The 17,853-nt window shown below is 54.0% G+C and carries 16 protein-coding genes and 2 pseudogenes; 10 read left to right on the top strand and 8 right to left on the bottom strand.

Features of this window, described 5'->3' with window-relative positions:
* From AC2FH8_RS11345 to AC2FH8_RS11335, 3 genes are all read right to left on the bottom strand, one after another.
* Positions 1-312 (bottom strand): MocE family 2Fe-2S type ferredoxin, encoded by a 312-nt coding sequence (locus AC2FH8_RS11345; protein ID WP_496689800.1) that lies wholly within the window; start codon positions 310-312, stop codon positions 1-3.
* A complete protein-coding gene (locus tag AC2FH8_RS11340; RefSeq protein WP_496689799.1) occupies positions 312-1,472 on the bottom strand; it encodes a fatty acid desaturase family protein in 1,161 nt (386 codons plus the stop codon). Before AC2FH8_RS11340 ends, AC2FH8_RS11345 begins: the two co-directional genes overlap by 1 nt.
* Before the next feature lie 78 nt (positions 1,473-1,550).
* Positions 1,551-2,579 carry a LacI family DNA-binding transcriptional regulator gene (locus AC2FH8_RS11335; RefSeq protein ID WP_496689798.1) on the bottom strand — a complete coding sequence of 343 codons (1,029 nt, stop codon included), beginning with the start codon at positions 2,577-2,579 and terminating at the stop codon, positions 1,551-1,553.
* A 177-nt stretch (positions 2,580-2,756) separates the two neighbouring features.
* On the opposite strand from AC2FH8_RS11335, the gene AC2FH8_RS11330 reads away from it, so the two are divergent.
* From AC2FH8_RS11330 to AC2FH8_RS11290, 9 genes are all read left to right on the top strand, one after another.
* Complete coding sequence (locus AC2FH8_RS11330; RefSeq protein WP_496689797.1) at positions 2,757-3,485, top strand: SDR family NAD(P)-dependent oxidoreductase; 729 nt, start codon at positions 2,757-2,759, stop codon at positions 3,483-3,485.
* A 12-nt stretch (positions 3,486-3,497) separates the two neighbouring features.
* Positions 3,498-4,652 (top strand): Gfo/Idh/MocA family protein, encoded by a 1,155-nt coding sequence (locus AC2FH8_RS11325; protein WP_496689796.1) that lies wholly within the window; start codon positions 3,498-3,500, stop codon positions 4,650-4,652.
* A gap of 10 nt (positions 4,653-4,662) precedes the next feature.
* Positions 4,663-5,577, top strand: coding sequence for a sugar phosphate isomerase/epimerase family protein (locus AC2FH8_RS11320; RefSeq protein ID WP_496689795.1), 915 nt, complete (start codon positions 4,663-4,665; stop codon positions 5,575-5,577).
* A 45-nt stretch (positions 5,578-5,622) separates the two neighbouring features.
* Positions 5,623-6,660, top strand: coding sequence for an ABC transporter substrate-binding protein (locus AC2FH8_RS11315; RefSeq protein ID WP_142634734.1), 1,038 nt, complete (start codon positions 5,623-5,625; stop codon positions 6,658-6,660).
* 73 nt (positions 6,661-6,733) lie between these two features.
* Positions 6,734-8,218 carry a sugar ABC transporter ATP-binding protein gene (locus AC2FH8_RS11310; RefSeq protein WP_496689794.1) on the top strand — a complete coding sequence of 495 codons (1,485 nt, stop codon included), beginning with the start codon at positions 6,734-6,736 and terminating at the stop codon, positions 8,216-8,218.
* Positions 8,215-9,153, top strand: a complete 939-nt coding sequence (locus tag AC2FH8_RS11305; protein WP_496689793.1) for an ABC transporter permease — start codon at positions 8,215-8,217, stop codon at positions 9,151-9,153. The genes AC2FH8_RS11310 and AC2FH8_RS11305 overlap by 4 nt, the downstream gene beginning before the upstream one ends.
* Complete coding sequence (locus AC2FH8_RS11300) at positions 9,153-10,160, top strand: ABC transporter permease (RefSeq protein WP_496689792.1); 1,008 nt, start codon at positions 9,153-9,155, stop codon at positions 10,158-10,160. Before AC2FH8_RS11305 ends, AC2FH8_RS11300 begins: the two co-directional genes overlap by 1 nt.
* 12 nt (positions 10,161-10,172) lie before the next feature.
* The gene (locus AC2FH8_RS11295) at positions 10,173-11,249 is read left to right on the top strand and encodes a Gfo/Idh/MocA family protein (protein ID WP_496689791.1); all 1,077 of its coding nucleotides are present in this window, start codon (positions 10,173-10,175) and stop codon (positions 11,247-11,249) included.
* Positions 11,246-12,367 (top strand): Gfo/Idh/MocA family protein, encoded by a 1,122-nt coding sequence (locus AC2FH8_RS11290; protein ID WP_496689790.1) that lies wholly within the window; start codon positions 11,246-11,248, stop codon positions 12,365-12,367. Before AC2FH8_RS11295 ends, AC2FH8_RS11290 begins: the two co-directional genes overlap by 4 nt.
* Here AC2FH8_RS11290 and AC2FH8_RS11285 read toward each other — a convergent pair.
* The 4 genes and pseudogenes from AC2FH8_RS11285 to AC2FH8_RS11270 all read right to left on the bottom strand — a co-directional run.
* Positions 12,358-12,662: pseudogene (locus AC2FH8_RS11285) on the bottom strand (transposase); the annotation flags it as partial. The gene AC2FH8_RS11290 and the pseudogene AC2FH8_RS11285 sit on opposite strands and share 10 nt — an antisense overlap.
* Before the next feature lie 1,067 nt (positions 12,663-13,729).
* A pseudogene (locus AC2FH8_RS11280) lies at positions 13,730-14,437 on the bottom strand (IS6 family transposase).
* A 68-nt stretch (positions 14,438-14,505) separates the two neighbouring features.
* Entirely contained in the window at positions 14,506-15,315 is an 810-nt protein-coding gene (locus tag AC2FH8_RS11275; RefSeq protein ID WP_246097144.1) for a phytanoyl-CoA dioxygenase family protein, read from the bottom strand.
* 4 nt (positions 15,316-15,319) lie between these two features.
* Positions 15,320-16,378 carry an L-idonate 5-dehydrogenase gene (locus tag AC2FH8_RS11270; RefSeq protein WP_496689789.1) on the bottom strand — a complete coding sequence of 353 codons (1,059 nt, stop codon included), beginning with the start codon at positions 16,376-16,378 and terminating at the stop codon, positions 15,320-15,322.
* Between the two features lie 69 nt (positions 16,379-16,447).
* On the opposite strand from AC2FH8_RS11270, the gene AC2FH8_RS11265 reads away from it, so the two are divergent.
* Entirely contained in the window at positions 16,448-17,215 is a 768-nt protein-coding gene (locus AC2FH8_RS11265) for an SDR family oxidoreductase (protein WP_496689788.1), read from the top strand.
* Positions 17,216-17,262: 47 nt separating this feature from the next.
* Here the strand turns inward: AC2FH8_RS11265 and AC2FH8_RS11260 are convergent, their stop codons facing one another.
* Positions 17,263-17,853, bottom strand: a complete 591-nt coding sequence (locus tag AC2FH8_RS11260) for a LysE family translocator (RefSeq protein ID WP_271946164.1) — start codon at positions 17,851-17,853, stop codon at positions 17,263-17,265.

The raw sequence follows: 17,853 nt of genomic DNA, 5'->3' as shown, positions 1-17,853 counted from the left end.
TCATTCCACCAATACCATGACGCGACCATTTCCTACTCTGGTTTCGTAGGTGCGAAGATCTTTGCATACGGGTGCCCTCAAAGCTTTGCCAGTGCGATAGTCGAATAGCCCATTATGCTTGGGGCACTCTATCTCATTGTCCATCACCAGACCGTCCGATAAGTGCACTTGTTCGTGTGTACAGAGGCCGTCGGTGCAATAGAACTCATTGTCCAAACTGCGAACAATCACGTAGGTTCTACCGTCGTGGTCCCAACGAATGAGATCTTCTTCCTCAACATCGTCTACGGCGCATGCGTCAACCCAAGGCATTACGTTCCTCCTCGATCACCGATTTCTAACCCCGTGTTTCTCTCCGGAACTCCCAAGTGAAAATGTTCCCGATATGGGCGGGCCGTCGGCGGGAGAGACTTTCGTATGGCGTAACTCGGGTCAACACGCTGCTTCATGACGGAACCCATCATTTCTTTGTAGCCGTCCCAAATCGAAGTATTCGGCGGCGGCAGATCATCCTTGATCAGATCATGAAGCGCTGGAAGAGAGTAATACGGAACCATCGGGAACATGTGATGCTCAATATGGTAATTCATGTTCCAGTAAACCCAACGGCTTATCGGGTTCATATAAAGTGTACGTGAATTTAAACGGTGATCAAGAACGTTCTCCGCAAGCCCTCCATGCTGAAGCAACCCCGTCATTACAAAATGCCAACACCCATAGACCCGAGGACCTCCGATCAAGAGTATGGGGATCAGGGATTTCCATGCGGCCCCGGAGACAAGCAAAACAAATGAAATCAACAAAACAGCGGCGTAGATCGCAATGTGAATCCGCGCCCAAAGGACCGCTTTGGGCCATTGGCTTTCCGGAATGTAATCCTGCTCTTCTTGCGACAAGTTCCCCATGGCATTTCGCATTAGAACTTTGAGTGAAGTCCAGGTCTCAAAAATCCCTACAAATGCAAGCGCCTTCAGGATCAGGCTGATCGGGTGCATCCACGCTATTTCCGGATCGCGGCCAACAATGAGTGTATCGGTGTGATGCCGCGCATGGCTCCAGCGCCAATTGACCGGGTTTCGCATAATCTGGAAGGACGCGATGTGGTACACGACGTCGTTCATCCATCGGGTTCGAAAGGCTGTTCCGTGTCCGCATTCGTGCCAACGGCTGTCGCAGGCCGAACCATACACGACACCGTAAGCAAACCAGAATGGCACGCAAAGCCAGCTGCCCCAGAAGTACAGCCCGCCAGCCGCAAATACAAAGTGCAAAGCGATCCAGATCACTGTGTCACGAATGGCCGGCGCATCCCTGCGCTTCATAAGCGATTTCAGCTTCTTACGAGGAACATCGCTGTGGTACCACTCTGCGGCCGAAAGACCGTTTTCTATCGCTTGACGCGTATTCACACCAGTCAGGGAATAATCCCGAACAGTGAGTTCAGAGCCAATGGGTGTGGTCGACTTACTCATTTCCCCTGTCTCCATCGCTCACAGCGCGTCCCGCGCGTCTTCGTTGACTATAGCAAAGGCGCCAAAATTTTGACTTCGCTAATTGGGCGGCGCGGAGCTCGCCCGCGTTACAAGCTCTACGGGAAGCGCTGATTTCATTGGAAGCGCTTTGCCAGTGTTCGCCAACTGGCCCAGCAAAACCTCTGCCGCACGGCGTCCCAGTTGGTGTCGGTCCTGTCGGATTGTTGTCAGAGCCGGAACATAAGATCCTGACATTTCGATATCATCGAAACCAACAACCGAAATGTCACCGGGCACCTTCAAACCACCCGCGACCAGCCCAGAAATCAACCCAAAGGCAACCATATCCGCGGCGCAGAACACCGCCGTTGGGCGCTTATCCATCGCAAGTATTCGTCTGGCGGCCTCATGTCCGGATTCCAGCGAAAAGTCGCCCCTGATAATCCACTCGGGCCGCGCTGGAAGCCCCAAGCGTGTCCGTTCTTCGACCACACCCTTACGCCGAGCGGTCGTCAGAACATTCCCGTCGGGACCGGTAACATGCGCGATTTTTTTGTGGCCCAAATCATGCAGGTGCCTGATCGCCAATCGCGCACCTTCGGCGTTGTCGCTGGAAATCACCGGAAAGGCCTCGCCTTCCACCCATTCACACAAAAATACTATGCGGTCGCCCGCGCCGTATGTGACGCATTGCTGAAGTGCGGTCGAAGGAATGCCACCATCCAAAGAGATTGCGCCATCTATCCGGCCGTCTCGAAAGTACCCAGCAAGAGTTTCTTCCTGAAGCGGATTGCTTTCGGTGTCGGTGATCAGAACTGCATAGTCCGACCCGGCGAACCCCTCACTGATACCGGCAAGTATGCCCGAATAGAAAGGTTTGCCGAGGTTGGGAACAAGGATCAGTACGGCCCCCGCCCTTTTCATCCGCAGGTTTCGGGCTGCCTGATTAACGCGATATCCCGTCTCGCGAATAGCTTCCAAAACAGCAACACGTGTTGATTTTGACACCAGATCAGGATTGGACAGAACACGACTGACAGTGGCTGTCGACACCTGCGAAACACGTGCGACGTCCTGTATTGTGGCGGGTTTGGGTATCTTGCTCATTGCTTGGCAGTCGATTTCTGGCTTGACTCGAATCTCATGTGATGCCGATTATGTAATCGATTACACAATTTGGAAAGTAGGTATTTTCCAAAATGTAATCGATTGCAGTAACGATTTCGCCAAACGAGGGAAACTGATGGCATCCGATTTCAAACGCAACAAAAGCCGGGTTCTTTGATGGTTTCGAAGGTCACATTCGACTTTGCCGGGGCAAAGGTCCTGGTGATCGGTGCCAGCCGAGCCGGCATTGGTGCCGCTATTGCAAGAGAATTCCAGGACTCGGGTGCCACAGTGGAGATTACCGGTGTGGAACCGCAATGCGTCGAAGAGGACGCCGCCCGGTTTGACTACATTCAACTGGATGTAACCAACACCGAGGAAGTCTACAATTTTGCAGGTGAACGGGGCCATATTGACGTCTTGGTAAACTGTGCGGCGGTGACTCGACGCGGTGAAGAAATGGCACCTAAGTTCTTTTCCCACGTGCTGGACGTAAATCTGACCGGGTCTTTTCGCTGCGCCGAAGCGCTGCACCCTGCCCTTTCGGTCGCGAAAGGGCGCGTCATAAATGTGGCCTCCATGTATGCGCGCTTTGGTTCACCGCTCAACCCAGCCTATGGCGCGTCAAAAGCCGGCGTGGAACAACTAACAAAATCACTGGCGATTGCGTGGGCCAAAGACGGTATTCGGGTGAATGCGATCGCGCCCGGGTTCATCGTGACCGAGCAATCGGCGAAAGCCCGAAAAAACGCCAATTTCTCAACAGCTGTAGAAGCACGCACACCCTTGGCACGCTGGGGTCACCCAGAAGATATCGCTGGAACAGCCTTGTTTCTCGCATCCGATGCGGCAGCCTTTGTGACCGGTGCCTGCGTGATCGTGGACGGAGGGTATTCGGTTGTTTGACAGGAGCGCACGATGAGTGACTTCGCAAAAATCCGCGCTGCGGTGATCGGGACCGGCTTCATAGGAACAGTGCACGTTCAGGCGCTTCGGCGTCTGGGCGTGGACGTAAGAGGTGTTCTTGGGTCATCGCCAGAGCGCGGAAGGGAACGAGCGCGGGCAATGAACGTGGCCCGAGCTTATGACTCTCTGGAGGATCTTTTGGCGGATGAAAACATCGATATAGTGCACGTAACGACCCCTAACCACGCACACTATCCGCAAGTGAAATCGATCCTGGCTGCGGGCAAACACGTCATCTGCGAGAAACCACTTGCCATGACGTCCGTAGAAAGCGCCGAGATGGTCGACCTAGCCAAGGCTTCTGGCAAGGTTGCAGCGGTTTGTTACAACATTCGCTTTTATCCGCTGAACCAACAAGCCCACGGCATGGTAATGGCCGGGGATCTGGGTGATATCCGTTTTGTTACCGGGCACTACCATCAGGACTGGCTTGCCAAACCTAGCGACTGGAACTGGCGGCTAGAAAGCGAAATGGGCGGCGCGCTGCGATCAGTTGGTGACATCGGAACGCACTGGGTTGACCTGACCAGCTTCGTCACCGGGTTGAAGGCGACCTCTGTCTTTGCTGAGCTGACAACCTTCCTTCCGGAACGCCAGAAACCTCTTGGCCCGGTTGAGACATTTACCAGCGGAACCGGCGAAACCGAAACTGTGCATATCGACACCGACGATGCTGCGATGATCCTTATCCGATATGAGAACGGAGCGCGGGCCGTGATGAGCACATCCCAGGTGAACATGGGTCGAAAGAACTCGTTGCAATGGGACATCGCCGGAGCAAATGCCAGCGCGGCTTGGGACAGTGAAACTCCTGATCATCTGTTCATTGGGCATCGTGACGCGCCCAACCAGACCCTGATGCGTGACTTCACCTTGATGAACGGTCCGGGGATCGCAGCCGCCACCTTGCCGCCCGGGCATGTCGAAGGGTTCGCAGATTCATTCTTCAACTTTTTCCGGGCGGTCTATGCCGACGTCATCGCAGGCGGGCGGCAACAAGGCAGCACATGGGCCACATTTGAGGACGGCCACTACGAGATGCAGTTCTGCGATGCCGTCGTCAAGTCGGCGAGTGAGAGCCGCTGGGTCGATTTGAGCGAGATTTGAGGGCGATGACATGAAACTGGGCTTACTGACTGCACCATTCGAAAACCTTCATTTGACTGAGGTGGCGGCCTGGGCCGGTTCCAATGGGTTTTCGGCGATGGAGGTCGCCTGCTGGCCATCGTCAGGTGGCGAACAACGGCGCTATGCGGGAACCAGCCACATCAACGTAGATGGCCTTTCCGCGGATCAGGGCAATGAAATTGTCGGGCAACTCGGCGATCAGGGGGTCGAGATTACGGGTCTGGGGTACTATCCCAATCCGCTCCACGCCGATGAAGAGCATCGGGTTGAAGTTATTGGACATCTTAACAAAGTAATCACCGCCGCCGGTGTTATGGGCATCAAAGTTGTCAACACATTCGTCGGCGGAGATCGCACTCTGCATCTCGACGCGAACTGGGAGCGTGCCACCGAAATTTTCGATCCGATCGTGAAGCATGCACAAAACTCTGGTGTGCGTCTGTGCTTTGAGAACTGCCCGATGATCTTCAGCTATGACGAATGGCCCGGGGGTCACAACATTGCTTACTCGCCAAGAATCTGGCGGCGAATATTCGAGGAATGGGGCGATGCGGTTGGCATGAACTTCGATCCTTCACATCTGATCTGGCAGTTCATCGATCAGACACGGTTCATCAAGGAGTTCGGTTCTCACATGGCTCATGTCCATGCCAAGGACGTGATGGTTGATGAGGACGGGCTTTATGACAACGGTGTGATGTCTACCGGCATGGGATGGCAAATCCCACGGCTTTGCGGGCTGGGCGATGTGGATTGGTCCGGTTTCTTTTCCGGCCTGTACCGCGCCGGTTACGACGGTCCGATCATTATCGAACATGAAGACAGATTGTTCGAAGGGACTGACGAAAAGGTCAAGCGGGGTTTTCTGCTGGCCCGGGATGTCCTGTCACCATTCATCAAGTGAAGAAATTATCAAATTTGAAATGACTAAAACTGGGAGGAAACTAAAATGAAGAACCTACTTTATGGTGTTGCTGCTCTTGCAGTTTCAGCGTCTCTTTCAACTGTGGCGATGGCTGACGGGCACAAGCAATACACAATCGGAGTGTCCAACACCGTTCAAGGCAATGGCTGGCGCGAACAGATGATTTGCGCCATGCGTGCCCAAGCTCTGGTCGAAGCCGATGTGACAAACCTGATCGTCGCGCATCGCAACACTGATTCAGCCGGGCAACTGGAAGACATCAACAACCTCATCGAAGCGGGTGTAGACGCCATCGTGCTGAACCCATCCAACCCGGATGCTCTGAATTCGGCACTGGAAAAAGCAATGGCGCAAGATATCGTCATTGTTGCCGTGGATGCCGGTGTTTCGGCTGAAGGCGCCTACATTCTTTCGAACAATCAAGAAGAATACGCCTATCTTGGCGCCAAGTGGTTATTTGAACAGCTCGGTGGCAAAGGTGACGTTGTCTATATGCGAGGCATTGCTGGCGTCTCAGCCGATACTGACCGCGACAACGGCTTTAAACGCGCGTTGGCAGAACACCCCGATATCAATGTGGTGCATGAAGTTTTCACCGGCTGGCAGCAAGACCAGGGTAAGCAACAGATCTTTGATTACCTGGCCACCGGCATCCCGTTTGACGGTGTCTGGACCAGCGGCATCGACAACGTAATCGTCGATGCGTTCACCGAATCCGGGGCACCTTTGGTGCCGATCGTCGGCGCAGACAACGCGGGCTTTGTTCAATACTTGACCGAGGTTGAGGGATTGAACGGCGCGGCAGTGACAAATCCTGGCTCAGTCGGCGGCGCAGGCATTGCTCTGGCTGTCGACATTCTTAACGGCAAGGCACCTGAGAACAAAACCGTTCTTGTAGATCCTGTGCTTTGGGAGAATGCGACGGACGCAGGCCGTGAAACGATCACAGCGGCTCAGAATCCTAACCTTGACCCAGAGTGGCCCGTATCAGTGACCGTTCCCGGCTGGACCGACTACACGATGGAACAAATCATCGACTGTAAGGGACCCGGCGAAGGTTGATCCGAATTGACTGGCCTTCCGCCTTTAGCTGGGCGGAAGGCAAAACCAACCCACTCGGCATTCAAGGACTTCCATGAGCAGCACACCACTTCTCGACGCGTCTGACGTGGCCAAAAGTTTTGGCGCCGTACGGGCGTTGACCAATGCGCACCTCACGGTTGCCGAAGGCGAGATCGTCGCCTTGATGGGCGCAAATGGTGCTGGCAAGTCCACTTTCGTCAAGATCATTACCGGTGCCCTTAAACCCGACGCTGGACAGGTATTGATCAGAGGCAAACATGCGTTTGTCGGAAGCCCCGCCGAGGCGCGCCGTTCCGGTTTGGTGCCGGTTTATCAAGAACCCTCACTCATACCTGATCTCGACGTATCCGACAATCTTCGGCTGACAGACACACCTGTTGATCAGTTTCAAAATTGGGTTACAGAACTTGGTATCGAAGGTCTGAAACTATCGGCAATGATTGGCGACCTGCCACTTGCTACACTGCGCATCCTTGATCTGGCGCGCGCGCTGGCTGTTGAACCAGATGTCCTCTTGCTGGACGAAATGACCGCGGCGCTGCCGACGGATCTGGTTGAACGCGTATTGAAGACCGTAAGGCGCAAAGCAAATGACGGGATGGGTGTGATCTATGTTTCTCACCGTTTCACCGAGATTTCGGAACTGTGCGATCGGGCCACTGTGTTGCGGGATGGCATGTCTGTCGGAGATCTCGACATTGAACCCGGCGTAGAAGAACGCGTGGTCGAATTGATGCTGGGTCAGAAGATTGACATTGGAACACGTCAGATCCTTCGAGCAAATAAACCACAGGCTAAGACACCGCGCCTGACCATTAAGTCACTGGCTTTTGAGCCCAGTTTTTCGGATGTTTCGTTCGACTTATTCCCCGGCGAGGTCCTAGGGGTGGTCGCGCTTGAGGGTCAGGGGCAGGATGAACTGTTTGAGGTTCTTGCGGGCTTTGATCGCCTGTCTTCAGGATCGATGGAAGTTGATGGAAAGCCCGTAAACTTCGCCCACCCCGCCGACGCCATTGCAGTCGGGATAACCTTCGTTCCGGGCGATCGTTCAGACGCTCTGCTGGCGCAAAGGTCAGTTAAAGAAAACATCGCTCTGCCATTTTCTGCCCGGCTCAAGAACTGGGGACCAATAAAACTGCGGCATGAGCGCGATCGGGTCGCTTATGCGGTCGAGAAACTGCAGATCGACACACGCGCGCAGGGCGAGGTGCAAAGGCTTTCAGGTGGCAACCAACAGAAAGTCACCATTGGTCGCTGGCTCGCGACAGGTGTCGAAACCCTGCTTCTATTCGATCCGACCCGTGGCATCGATGTGCGCACAAAACGCCAGATTTACCCGCTTGTCCGTGAGTTGGCAGATCAAGGAGCGGCGGTTCTATTCTACACGTCCGAGTTGGAAGAAATCCCACTTGCCTGTGACCGCGCGGTCGTAATCTTCAACGGTCGTGTGGTTGATGTGATTGATGCCGCTGACGCGGATGAACAAACACTGATGCGTGCGGCCTATGGCCTGACCGAGACGGAGGGCGCGGCGTGAGCGTGGCCATCCGAAAACACGCATGGGTCATGGGGTTAGCGATTCTTCTCATGGTCCTTTTGACCATCACGAAATTGATACAGCCGACTTTCGGTGCGTCAGGACTGGAGAGTATTGCCCGCGCCGCCCTGCCCTTTGCTTTCGCAACCGCTGGAATGGCCATCGTCGTAATCGTCGGCGGTATCGACCTGTCTGTTGCGTCCATGATGGCGGTCTGCGCCGTGACCGCTGCCGTTCTGATGGAACGCATGGCCGGTGTACCGGCTTTGTTTATCGTGTTTGGGGTCGGGTTTTTGATGGGGTTGATCAATGGTCTTTTGATCGTTGTAACGCGCGTGCCAGACATCGTTGTGACACTCAGCATGCTGTTTGTCTGGGAAGGCGTCGCGCTGTTGATCCTAGAGACACCGGGCGGCGCGACTGCAGATTGGCTGGAACAGGCAATACGCGGTCACTTTCTGTTCAACGGACTGCCCAAAGCACTGCTCATTATTGCCTTTGGCATCGCTGTTGTCTGGATGCCAATCCGGCGCTCCAAACTCGGGCTCTCGATTTACGCCACCGGATCAGACGAGCTTGCCGCCTTCCGCTCTGGCGTTTCAGTGGGAAGAACAAAGATAACGGCCTATGCGCTATGCGGGCTGTTTTGCGCCATGGGCGGTCTAAGCCTCGCTGCGCTGACCGGGATTGGAGAGCCGGTTCCGGGGCCATATCTTATGGCCTCGGTCGCGGCCGTAGTTCTGGGCGGTGTCGTGCTGGGCGGTGGCAAAGGCGGTCTGCTTGGGCCGATCATCGCGGTGTTCATTTTGCGGATCATTCGGACGATCCTGACATTGCTGGCCGTCGATCCAAACGTGACCACGATTATCGAAGGCACGATTATGGTTCTCGTCGTTATGCTGGGCACGGCGGCTTCACTAAAAGGAGCCCGCTGATGAGCATGGACACCATAGATCCACCGATGGTCCGCTTTGGCCGTTATCTGCGCGACAACCCGATCATCCCGCTATTGGTCTTCCTTGTCTTGATGATCGCTGTGCTCGAAGTATTGCGGCCAGGTATCGTTACCCCGGTCCGAGCAGGTCGGGATGGGCTGATTTCAACCTTTTGGGTTGGCAACCTGATCAAGTTCGCAATTCCATTGGCGATGCTTGCGGCTTGTCAGGTGCTGACAATGCTAACCGCAGGAATTGATCTCTCGGTCGGGGTAGTTGCCACCGTGTCAGCCTTCGTTTGCGCAACACTTAGTGCGATTTGGGGCGTGACACCTGCAGTATTGATCGCGCTGTCAGCTGGCCTAGTTGTGGGCGTTGTAAATGGCATCGGTGTGGGATTGGTCCGGGTCCATCCATTGATCATGACACTGGGATCGGGGTTAATCGCCACCGGATGTCTGCAGGTCTATCAACGCCTCGTTATCAATGCTGGCACCGAAATACCCGCCTTCCTTGCCTGGCTCGGAACCGGCCGCACCGCTGGAATGCCGAATGGCCTTTTTGTATTCATCCCGTTTGCGCTCTTTATCCTGTGGCTGATGCGCTATACAGGATTTGGTCGGCTGCTGTTCGCCCTAGGCTCCAATGAGCTGGCCGCTAAGCTGTCCGGGGTCCGAGCATGGCAGGTCTATCTGGGGCTCTACGTGCTTTCAAGTTTGATCGCTGCGCTGGCTGGCTTGCTCTATCTCGGCATGATCCGTCAAACTTCGCTGAGCCTTGCCAACCCCTTATTGTTACCCTCTGTCGCTGCGGCGGTGATTGGCGGCACATCAATCTTCGGAGGTCGTGGCAGTTTCGCAGGTGCGATTGTGGGCGCACTTATTCTGCGTGTGCTGGATACTATGCTAACATTGATGCAAATGCCGGAAGGTGCGCGCACGGCCCTGTTTGGGCTGATCATTCTTGCAGTTACCGCACTCTACGTCAGGATCACCGGCACGCGCTAAAGGGAGTTTCCAATGGCCAAATTCCGGATCGTCGGCATCAGTTTCGATCACATGCATATGGGTGACTTGCTTCGGATGGTGCACGATCATCCAGACGCTGAAATCGCCGGTATATTCGATCCTGATTGGGACAAGATGAAGGCAGCGGCAACGGCCTTCAGCGTTCCCGAAGATCGGATCTTTACCGACTTCGACACATGCATGGCTGCGGGACCCTACGACATGGCAATTCTTTGTGTGGCAACGGCTCAGCATGCGGAATATACCGAACGTCTGGCCTCTTACGACCTGCATGTTTTTGTCGAAAAGCCCTTTGCCGCATCTTCTGATGATGCGCGCCGCATGATGGCTGCAATGGATAGGACCGACAAGCAGTTGATCATCAACTGGCCTTTGCGATGGGTCGAAAGCCATGTGACGGCCAAACGGTTGATTGATGACGGGATGATCGGCGACCTGCACGAAGTGCATTTCTACGACGGAAATCGCGGACCTCTATACCATCTGGCCGACAAGGTCGAAGTCACCCCGGACGAGGTTGAGCGTCAGAAACCGAACTCATGGTGGTATAAGCGTGCATCGGGCGGTGGGTCGCTGTTGGATTACCTTGGCTACGGCGCGACGCTTGGAACCTGGTATATGGGGGGCGAGGAGCCGATCGAGGTGACATGCACAGTCGATGAGACACCGGGGATTGAGGTCGATCAACACGCCATTGCCGTTTGCCGTTATGAAACCGGGCTCTCAAAAATGGAAACGCGCTGGGGCACCTTCACCGACCCGTGGACAACGCAACCTCAACCAACTTGCGGATTCGTCTTTGTGGGCACAGACGGCACCATTTCATCGCCCGATTATGCCGATCACATAACGGTTCAAACCCGCACACGACCTGACCGGCACGAGATACCAGTGACTCCGCTACCGTTAGGTGAACGAAATGCGATTGAGTACGTCCTTGACTGCATATCCAGAGAAGTCCCGGTCAAAGGGCCACTGGATCCAGCACTTTGCCTGACAGCGCAACGGATCGTCGATACAGCGCTCCGCTCGGCATATGAAAAACGAACACTTCGATTACTCGCATGACCTCAGACAGTGCCAATACAGACCAGTACGCACTAAAATCTGCTCATCTGCACGAAATCGATGCGCCGGATCTGCAGTATCTTCCACCAATGCCTCGACGCTATGAACCCCGGATCGGGGTTATTGGTACGGGTGGGATTTCTGCAAGCCATCTTGATGCCTACCGAACAGCAGGCTGGGACGTCGCCGCAATCTGGAACCGTACGCGCTCAAAGGCTGAAGAGAAAGCTGCTGAATACTGCCCCTCTGCACGCATCGAAGATGACTGGGAGGCGCTTCTTGCCGATAGCGAGATCGACGTTGTCGATGTCACGCTGCACCCCGAACATCGTGTGCCAATCATCAGAGCTGCCCTGCAAGCAGGCAAACACGTGCTCAGCCAGAAGCCTTTTGTTACCGACCTCGATCTGGGTAATGACCTTGTGAAGCTGGCAGATGATCAAGGCGTTAAACTAGCGGTAAACCAGAACGGTCGTTGGGCCCCGCACCTGTCCTGGATGCGTGAGGCGGTTTCAGCCGGATTGATCGGTGATGTTCTGTCGGCCCATATCTCAATTCACTGGGATCACAGCTGGACTGCAGGTACCCCGTTTGACGAAATCGACCAGCTGATACTTTACGACTTTGGAATTCACTGGTTCGACTTTCTTGCGTCTCTTGTCGGAGATAGAGCGGAAAGCGTCTTTGCAGCTGCTACATCTGCACGCGGCCAGGCCAACAAAGTGCCTCTGATGTCGCAGGCTCTGGTTCGTTTGGACCAAGGCCAAGCAAGCCTGGTTTTTGACGGGGGCGTTCCCTTTGGGCCTCGCGATACAACATACGTTGCAGGTACGACCGGTAGCCTGACATCAGTTGGACCGGATCTGTCGACGCAATCTGTGACACTTGAGACAGCGCATGGCATTGCGCGGCCTGCACTCGAAGGACAATGGTTCAACGACGGGTTTCGTGGCGCCATGGGGGAGCTTCTTTGTTCAATTGAAGACGACCGAGAGCCCTCAACATCTGCAAGAACCAACCTAAAATCATTGGCCATCGTTCTCGCCGCGGTTGCTTCGTCTAAACGCAAAAGGGAGGTCGAGATAGGAAGCATTAGGCTCAGGACACATAGCGAATAGATGACCAAAGCGGCGAGAGCGATTTCTGAGAGGAAGACTTTGAGACACCTGTCGAACCGCGTCGCCAGTCCTTCAATCTGCCAAACATGATCTCAATCCGATTGCGACGTTTGTAGCGGCACTTGTCGTATCGGACAGTTGTCTTGCGCTGTTTGCGGCCTGGGATGCACGCGCGTATCCCTTTGTCTTTCAACGCTTCTCTGAACCAATCGGCATCATATCCGCGCTCACCCAGCTACCATTCGACATTTGGCGGGCTGCTGACCAATGCCCTCGCGCTAATGTAGTTGCTGACCTATCCGGCAGTGACAGACAGATCCCAGGGGCTTCATTCGCCATTGTGCTTGAACCAATAGCGCAAAGGGGCTCATCTGTCACAAACCGCATGCAACTATGTGTTCATGCCGCCCTTGGTGCGCCCGATCAGACATGTGCACCGCTCATTTGAGCGCGATGATTCACGCAGCCAAACGGAAATCAATGGGCCTAAATTGTTGTTGTCGCGTGATGTCTTCCACTGAAGCAGAATATACTCCAGCATAGTCCGCGCAGTCTCCAGACCGGTTGCTGAGCAAAAGATTGGTGATGTCCTCAGCCGCGTTCTGAGCATGAGCTTGAACGGAAGTAAACCCTGTAAGAAGCGCGCTGAATGTCAAAACACTCACTCGCATGGTTCGATCTCCTTAGGGTTTTCAGAAATCCAAAAAAAATGTTGCTCGATGGGAGTTGATGTCAGTCATCCTATCCTCAAAACGCGACGCGGTCCCCTCCATTCAAGTCCAGGATTTCTCTCGCTTCATCGGGAGTTGCGACCTGACTGCCTTTCTCTCACCGAAGATTCAGGCCACGATTCTCGACAGCACCTAGCCGCCCGAACTCACACTCAAGCGTCTGGTCAGCGTTACCCACGCAATTGATTGGGCCGAACAGGAATGTCGTTCGACTTTTGACACCTCAAGAACCGGCCTCCCAGATACAGGGTTCGCCCTCCTTGATCTGTGGGAACAATTCCCTGCTCCACCTTTTTGGGAATTTGCAGCATAGACCTCTGAAAAACATACATTTCTGAGAGGAGAAACTCTGGGTTCCAGACCCATCTCACGAAAATTCCCTGTAAATTGCCGGGTATCAGGGAAATCCCTCCCAAAGCGACCCCGCCAAAATGCGCCACTGAGACTGAGGCCTGAATTGCGTTCTGAGTGTACGGTTTGCTCCGTCTCTGATTGAAAGCGCATGCGCCAACTCGCGGGAATTGCGACTCAATTCCGGGTCAGAAAACACAACTGAAGTGAGACAGGTATGAGTGGCGGTGCTGCCAGACTAATTCGAACCAGTCTCAGTGTGCCGCGGGATCCGCAATTCTTATCCGGAACAAAGTTGACGCCACTCGCTAAGAGCGGCGGCGCGGGTCAGCTTGAAGGTGTCTCGGCTGGTGAGCGATCTTTCTTGGTTGAAGTGGTTTTAGACGGAAGAATGAACGGCAGCGAATTTCTGTAAACTTCGCATGCGCCTGAACCGTTGCGTCGCGCGTTCGCGTCGTCGAAACGGAAGATGCGAATTCTCGACGCGGTTGTTGAGCCACCTGCCCGTCTGTTGTTTTTTGAGCGCGCCCATTTCTCTGAGCGCAGCCTTGTAGGAAGCGAAGCGATCTGTGACGATCTCTTCGGCGCAACCGTGCCGCTTCATCAGTTTCCTGAGGAATTTCAGTGCTGCAGCTTTGTTTCGGCGCTTGGTGACAACGGCTTCCAGCACCTCGCCTTCATGATCTACGGCCCGCCAGAGGTAGTACCTTTTGCCATTCACCTTCACAAAAACTTCGTCCACGTGCCACTTCCATTTCGAAAATGCCCGCAGTTGCTGGACTCGCTTCCGCCTTATCTCAGCAGCAAACATCGGGCCGAACCTGTTCCACCAATACCGGACAGTTTCGTGGTTCACGTCGATACCTCGTTCATGCAGCAGATCTTCGACATTCCGAAGCGAGAGCGGAAATCGAATATACAGCATCACAGCAAGGCGGATGATATCGGGACTGGTCTTGAAGTTTTTAAAAGAGGCAGGTTTGGTCATGTGCAAAAACTACGCAACCGCCCTGCCCCGCTCAAGCAAAGTTCTTCTGACAAGACCTGCCAGGGGTGTCACTTCACTCCCGCGAAGAGTATTTGTTTCTTGCGATCTGCATCCCTTTGACACAAATCGAAATCGTTCTCATGCAAAAAACCCTGAGGGGAGGGCGCAACTAAAAAATGCCCATAATCATCTCGGCCTGCGACTAGCGCAACCAAAGTCTTCACGCCGTTTTGCTGTTTCATTGAGGGCTTTATGAAACGCAACGCCGCACCAATGCGTCTATCGTCTGTGTTATTGGGCCCTGATGCGTGAAAGAGATGCCCGTGATGCATGGATGCCTGCCCCGCACGCAATTCGGCAGCGACCGCATCTTTTTCCTTCACATCGACTGCGATTTCCTGCCCTCGTGACAACAGGTTGTTTTCGCTGAAGGTGTCCACGTGAGGCACGATACGGCTTTTATGGCTGCCAGGAACAAACCTCATACACCCGCTTTGCTCAGACGCTTCTGAAATCGCAACCCAACAGGTTACCTCTTCAGCATCATCCAAACCCCAATAGGTCAAGTCTTGGTGCCACGAGACTATCTTTGATGATCGCGCTTCTTTTACGAAAAGTGCTCCGCTCCAAACCATGAGGTCCGGCCCTAACACTGTTGAAGCAGCCTCAATCAGCTTCGGATGGCGAAGAAGTGCATCGAATGATGGTATTAGCCTGTCCGGATAAGAATATAGAAGCTTGAGTTTCTCCGGGTCGTCTCTGAGAATGCGCTCTGCTTTCTCAAAACCATCGCGCAGCGTTTGGACCTCGGAAGCTGTCAGGATATCCAGCGGCGCTACGAAACCGTCTCTTTCATAAGCCTTTGCAGTATCACGCATTCGTCTATCCATCGTCATTTTCCGGAAACGTTAACTGTACCTTCATTGATTGGCTTCGATCAGACGCGACCTCAAAGGCAGTGACAACCTCGCCAACTTCGAAGGAATGCGTCACCAACTGGTCGACGTTTATTAGTCCGCTTCTCATCATCTCGACCGCGACTGAGAACTCGGAATGGAAACGGAAAGACCCGCGAAGCACTATCTCTTTTGCAGTCAACGCTTGCATCGGCACTGTCATATCTCCACCCAGACCAAGCTGAACCAATGTTCCACCCGGTCGCAAGCATGCGACTCCAGAAGCCAGAGCAGATTGAGCCCCGGAACACTCCAGTTGGACATCAATCTGGCCCTTGTCCTTTTCAAACGTCTCCAGTTTTTGCGGATCGGCGTAAGTGTTGATGGCATCGTCTGCCCCGCATTCACGCGCCAAAGCGAGGGTCTGGTCCGAGATATCGGTCGCCACTATTCTGGCCGCCCCTGAACGACGTGCTGCCAAGATCGTGAGGCAGCCGATCGGACCGCATCCCGTGATAAGTACCGTTTTACCTAAGAGGCTCCCAGCTTGTTTAATCGCGTGCAAACAGACCGCCAGAGGTTCGGCCATAGCGGCCTGCGCGGGGCTCAACCCATCTGCCGGAACACATTGACCTGCTTTTGCCACGAGTTTGCTTTGAAAAGCGCCTTGGATATGCGGGAACGGCATCGCGCTGCCATAGAACTTCATATCAAGACAGTGGTTTTGCTGCCTGTTCAGACAATAAATGCAGGCTTGGCAAGGGCGGGATGGAGAAACTGCAACGAGTTGACCTGAGTGCACCCCCTGCACACTTGACCCAACTTTCACGATTTCCCCGGCGACTTCGTGTCCAAGTACCATCGGTTGACGCAACTTTATCGCACCGAAACCACCGTGGTTGTAGTAATGCAGGTCAGATCCGCAAATCCCACCCGCGCGCATGGCAATCAAGACTTCGTCTGGCCCCACATCGTGTACGTCTCGGTTTTCCAACCTCAGATCTTTTGCGGCATGGATAACAACAGCAACACTGGCCGAAGACATTGCACAGACTCCCTATACAGATTGCCAAAAGATACGGATAGTCGGTGCTGACAACCAAGGGGTTTTTGCATGACGCTTGAAATGTTCAACCTAAAGGGAACACGCGCACTAGTAACAGGCTCTAGCCAAGGCATTGGATTTGCGTTGGCCCGTGGCTTGGCTGCCGCCGGTGCTCAGGTCGTTTTGAACGGGCGCGACACCGCGAAGCTAGCGGCAGCAGCATCCGAGTTGAGGGAAACAGGCGCCTCGGTACGTAAACTTTCGTTCGATGTAACCGATCATGAAGGTGTCCGATCTGCCGTGGACAACTTTGAAGAGTACGCCGGCCCCATAGACATCCTGATAAACAACGCCGGAATGCAACACAGGACGGAGTTACAGGATTTCCCCGCTGAAGCGTTCGAGCGCCTACTACAGACAAATGTTGCGTCCGTCTTTCACGTCGGTCAGGCTGTGGCACGGCACATGATTGAAAGAAAGTCAGGCAAGATCATTAACATTGCTTCGGTTCAATCCGCATTAGCAAGACCGGGTATTGCGCCTTACACGGCGACAAAAGGCGCCGTGACCAACCTTACAAAGGGAATGGCAACTGATTGGGCTAAATATGGTCTAAACTGCAATGCCATTGCGCCAGGATATTTCGATACACCTTTGAACGCCGCATTGGTTGCTGACCCAGAGTTCAGTGCATGGCTTGAGAAACGCACCCCAGCCGGTCGCTGGGGCAATGTAGAAGAACTTGTCGGCGCCGCCATATTCCTTGCCTCCCCTGCATCCAGTTTCGTCAATGGACATACTCTCTACGTTGATGGCGGAATAACGGCGTCACTTTGATTTGTGTCTTTCAACCGTCTGCTAGGTACGACTGACGCAGGTTTCGTTTAAAGCGCCGACGCCAAAGCAATCACCACAACAACCATCAATGAAGCCGCCATCGCAAAGTTGATCCTTTGATGTGAACTCTCACTTAAATCAAGGCTGCCCAGCTTTGCGCCAGCACCCAGCCAGATCATGTGAACTGGCACCCAAATCATATTGAATACTACGATTTTTATGACGACCTCCCAAACGGGCGCATCGGGCATAAAGGCAAACCCTGAAAACAATGCAGTGCCGACCACGTAAGCCTTGGGATTAATGAACTGAAGTGTCAGCCCGTTCGCAAAACCAAGTGGCGAGACCGCGGGGGAAAACCCGACCTTTGAGCCAGCGCTTGCAATACGCCAGGCGAGAAATCCCAAATACCCGACAGAGGCAAATAGCAGCAAAGTTCTAAGTACCGGTATAGCCAAAGCTACTGCAGCGACTCCAGAAACAACCAACATCATGTTGATGAACCCGCCCAGCATCAAACCGGCCACAAAAGCGAGCCCAGCTCGAAAACCAAATGCTGATCCAATACCCGCAGTTGTCAAAACACCTGGGCCAGGCGTAATCAACAGAAAGAAAACCGCAACGGCAAATTCAAACAC

This window comes from Ruegeria sp. CDSC025, assembly GCF_059610805.1.
The sequence above is the reverse complement of the archived record's forward strand: the minus strand, read 5'-3'. Positions and strand labels throughout refer to the sequence as shown.

Bases quoted from the DNA above. Each gene is read 5' to 3' on its own strand.
- AC2FH8_RS11275 (WP_246097144.1), bottom strand. From the start codon at position 15,315: ATGCGTGATACTGCAAAGGCTTATGAAAGAGACGGTTTCGTAGCGCCG.
- AC2FH8_RS11270 (WP_496689789.1), bottom strand. From the start codon at position 16,378: ATGTCTTCGGCCAGTGTTGCTGTTGTTATCCATGCCGCAAAAGATCTG.
- AC2FH8_RS11300 (WP_496689792.1), top strand. From the start codon at position 9,153: ATGAGCATGGACACCATAGATCCACCGATGGTCCGCTTTGGCCGTTAT.
- AC2FH8_RS11335 (WP_496689798.1), bottom strand. From the start codon at position 2,579: ATGAGCAAGATACCCAAACCCGCCACAATACAGGACGTCGCACGTGTT.
- AC2FH8_RS11310 (WP_496689794.1), top strand. From the start codon at position 6,734: ATGAGCAGCACACCACTTCTCGACGCGTCTGACGTGGCCAAAAGTTTT.
- AC2FH8_RS11330 (WP_496689797.1), top strand. From the start codon at position 2,757: ATGGTTTCGAAGGTCACATTCGACTTTGCCGGGGCAAAGGTCCTGGTG.
- AC2FH8_RS11340 (WP_496689799.1), bottom strand. From the start codon at position 1,472: ATGAGTAAGTCGACCACACCCATTGGCTCTGAACTCACTGTTCGGGAT.
- AC2FH8_RS11295 (WP_496689791.1), top strand. From the start codon at position 10,173: ATGGCCAAATTCCGGATCGTCGGCATCAGTTTCGATCACATGCATATG.
- AC2FH8_RS11290 (WP_496689790.1), top strand. From the start codon at position 11,246: ATGACCTCAGACAGTGCCAATACAGACCAGTACGCACTAAAATCTGCT.
- AC2FH8_RS11320 (WP_496689795.1), top strand. From the start codon at position 4,663: ATGAAACTGGGCTTACTGACTGCACCATTCGAAAACCTTCATTTGACT.
- AC2FH8_RS11345 (WP_496689800.1), bottom strand. From the start codon at position 312: ATGCCTTGGGTTGACGCATGCGCCGTAGACGATGTTGAGGAAGAAGAT.
- AC2FH8_RS11325 (WP_496689796.1), top strand. From the start codon at position 3,498: ATGAGTGACTTCGCAAAAATCCGCGCTGCGGTGATCGGGACCGGCTTC.
- AC2FH8_RS11315 (WP_142634734.1), top strand. From the start codon at position 5,623: ATGAAGAACCTACTTTATGGTGTTGCTGCTCTTGCAGTTTCAGCGTCT.
- AC2FH8_RS11265 (WP_496689788.1), top strand. From the start codon at position 16,448: ATGACGCTTGAAATGTTCAACCTAAAGGGAACACGCGCACTAGTAACA.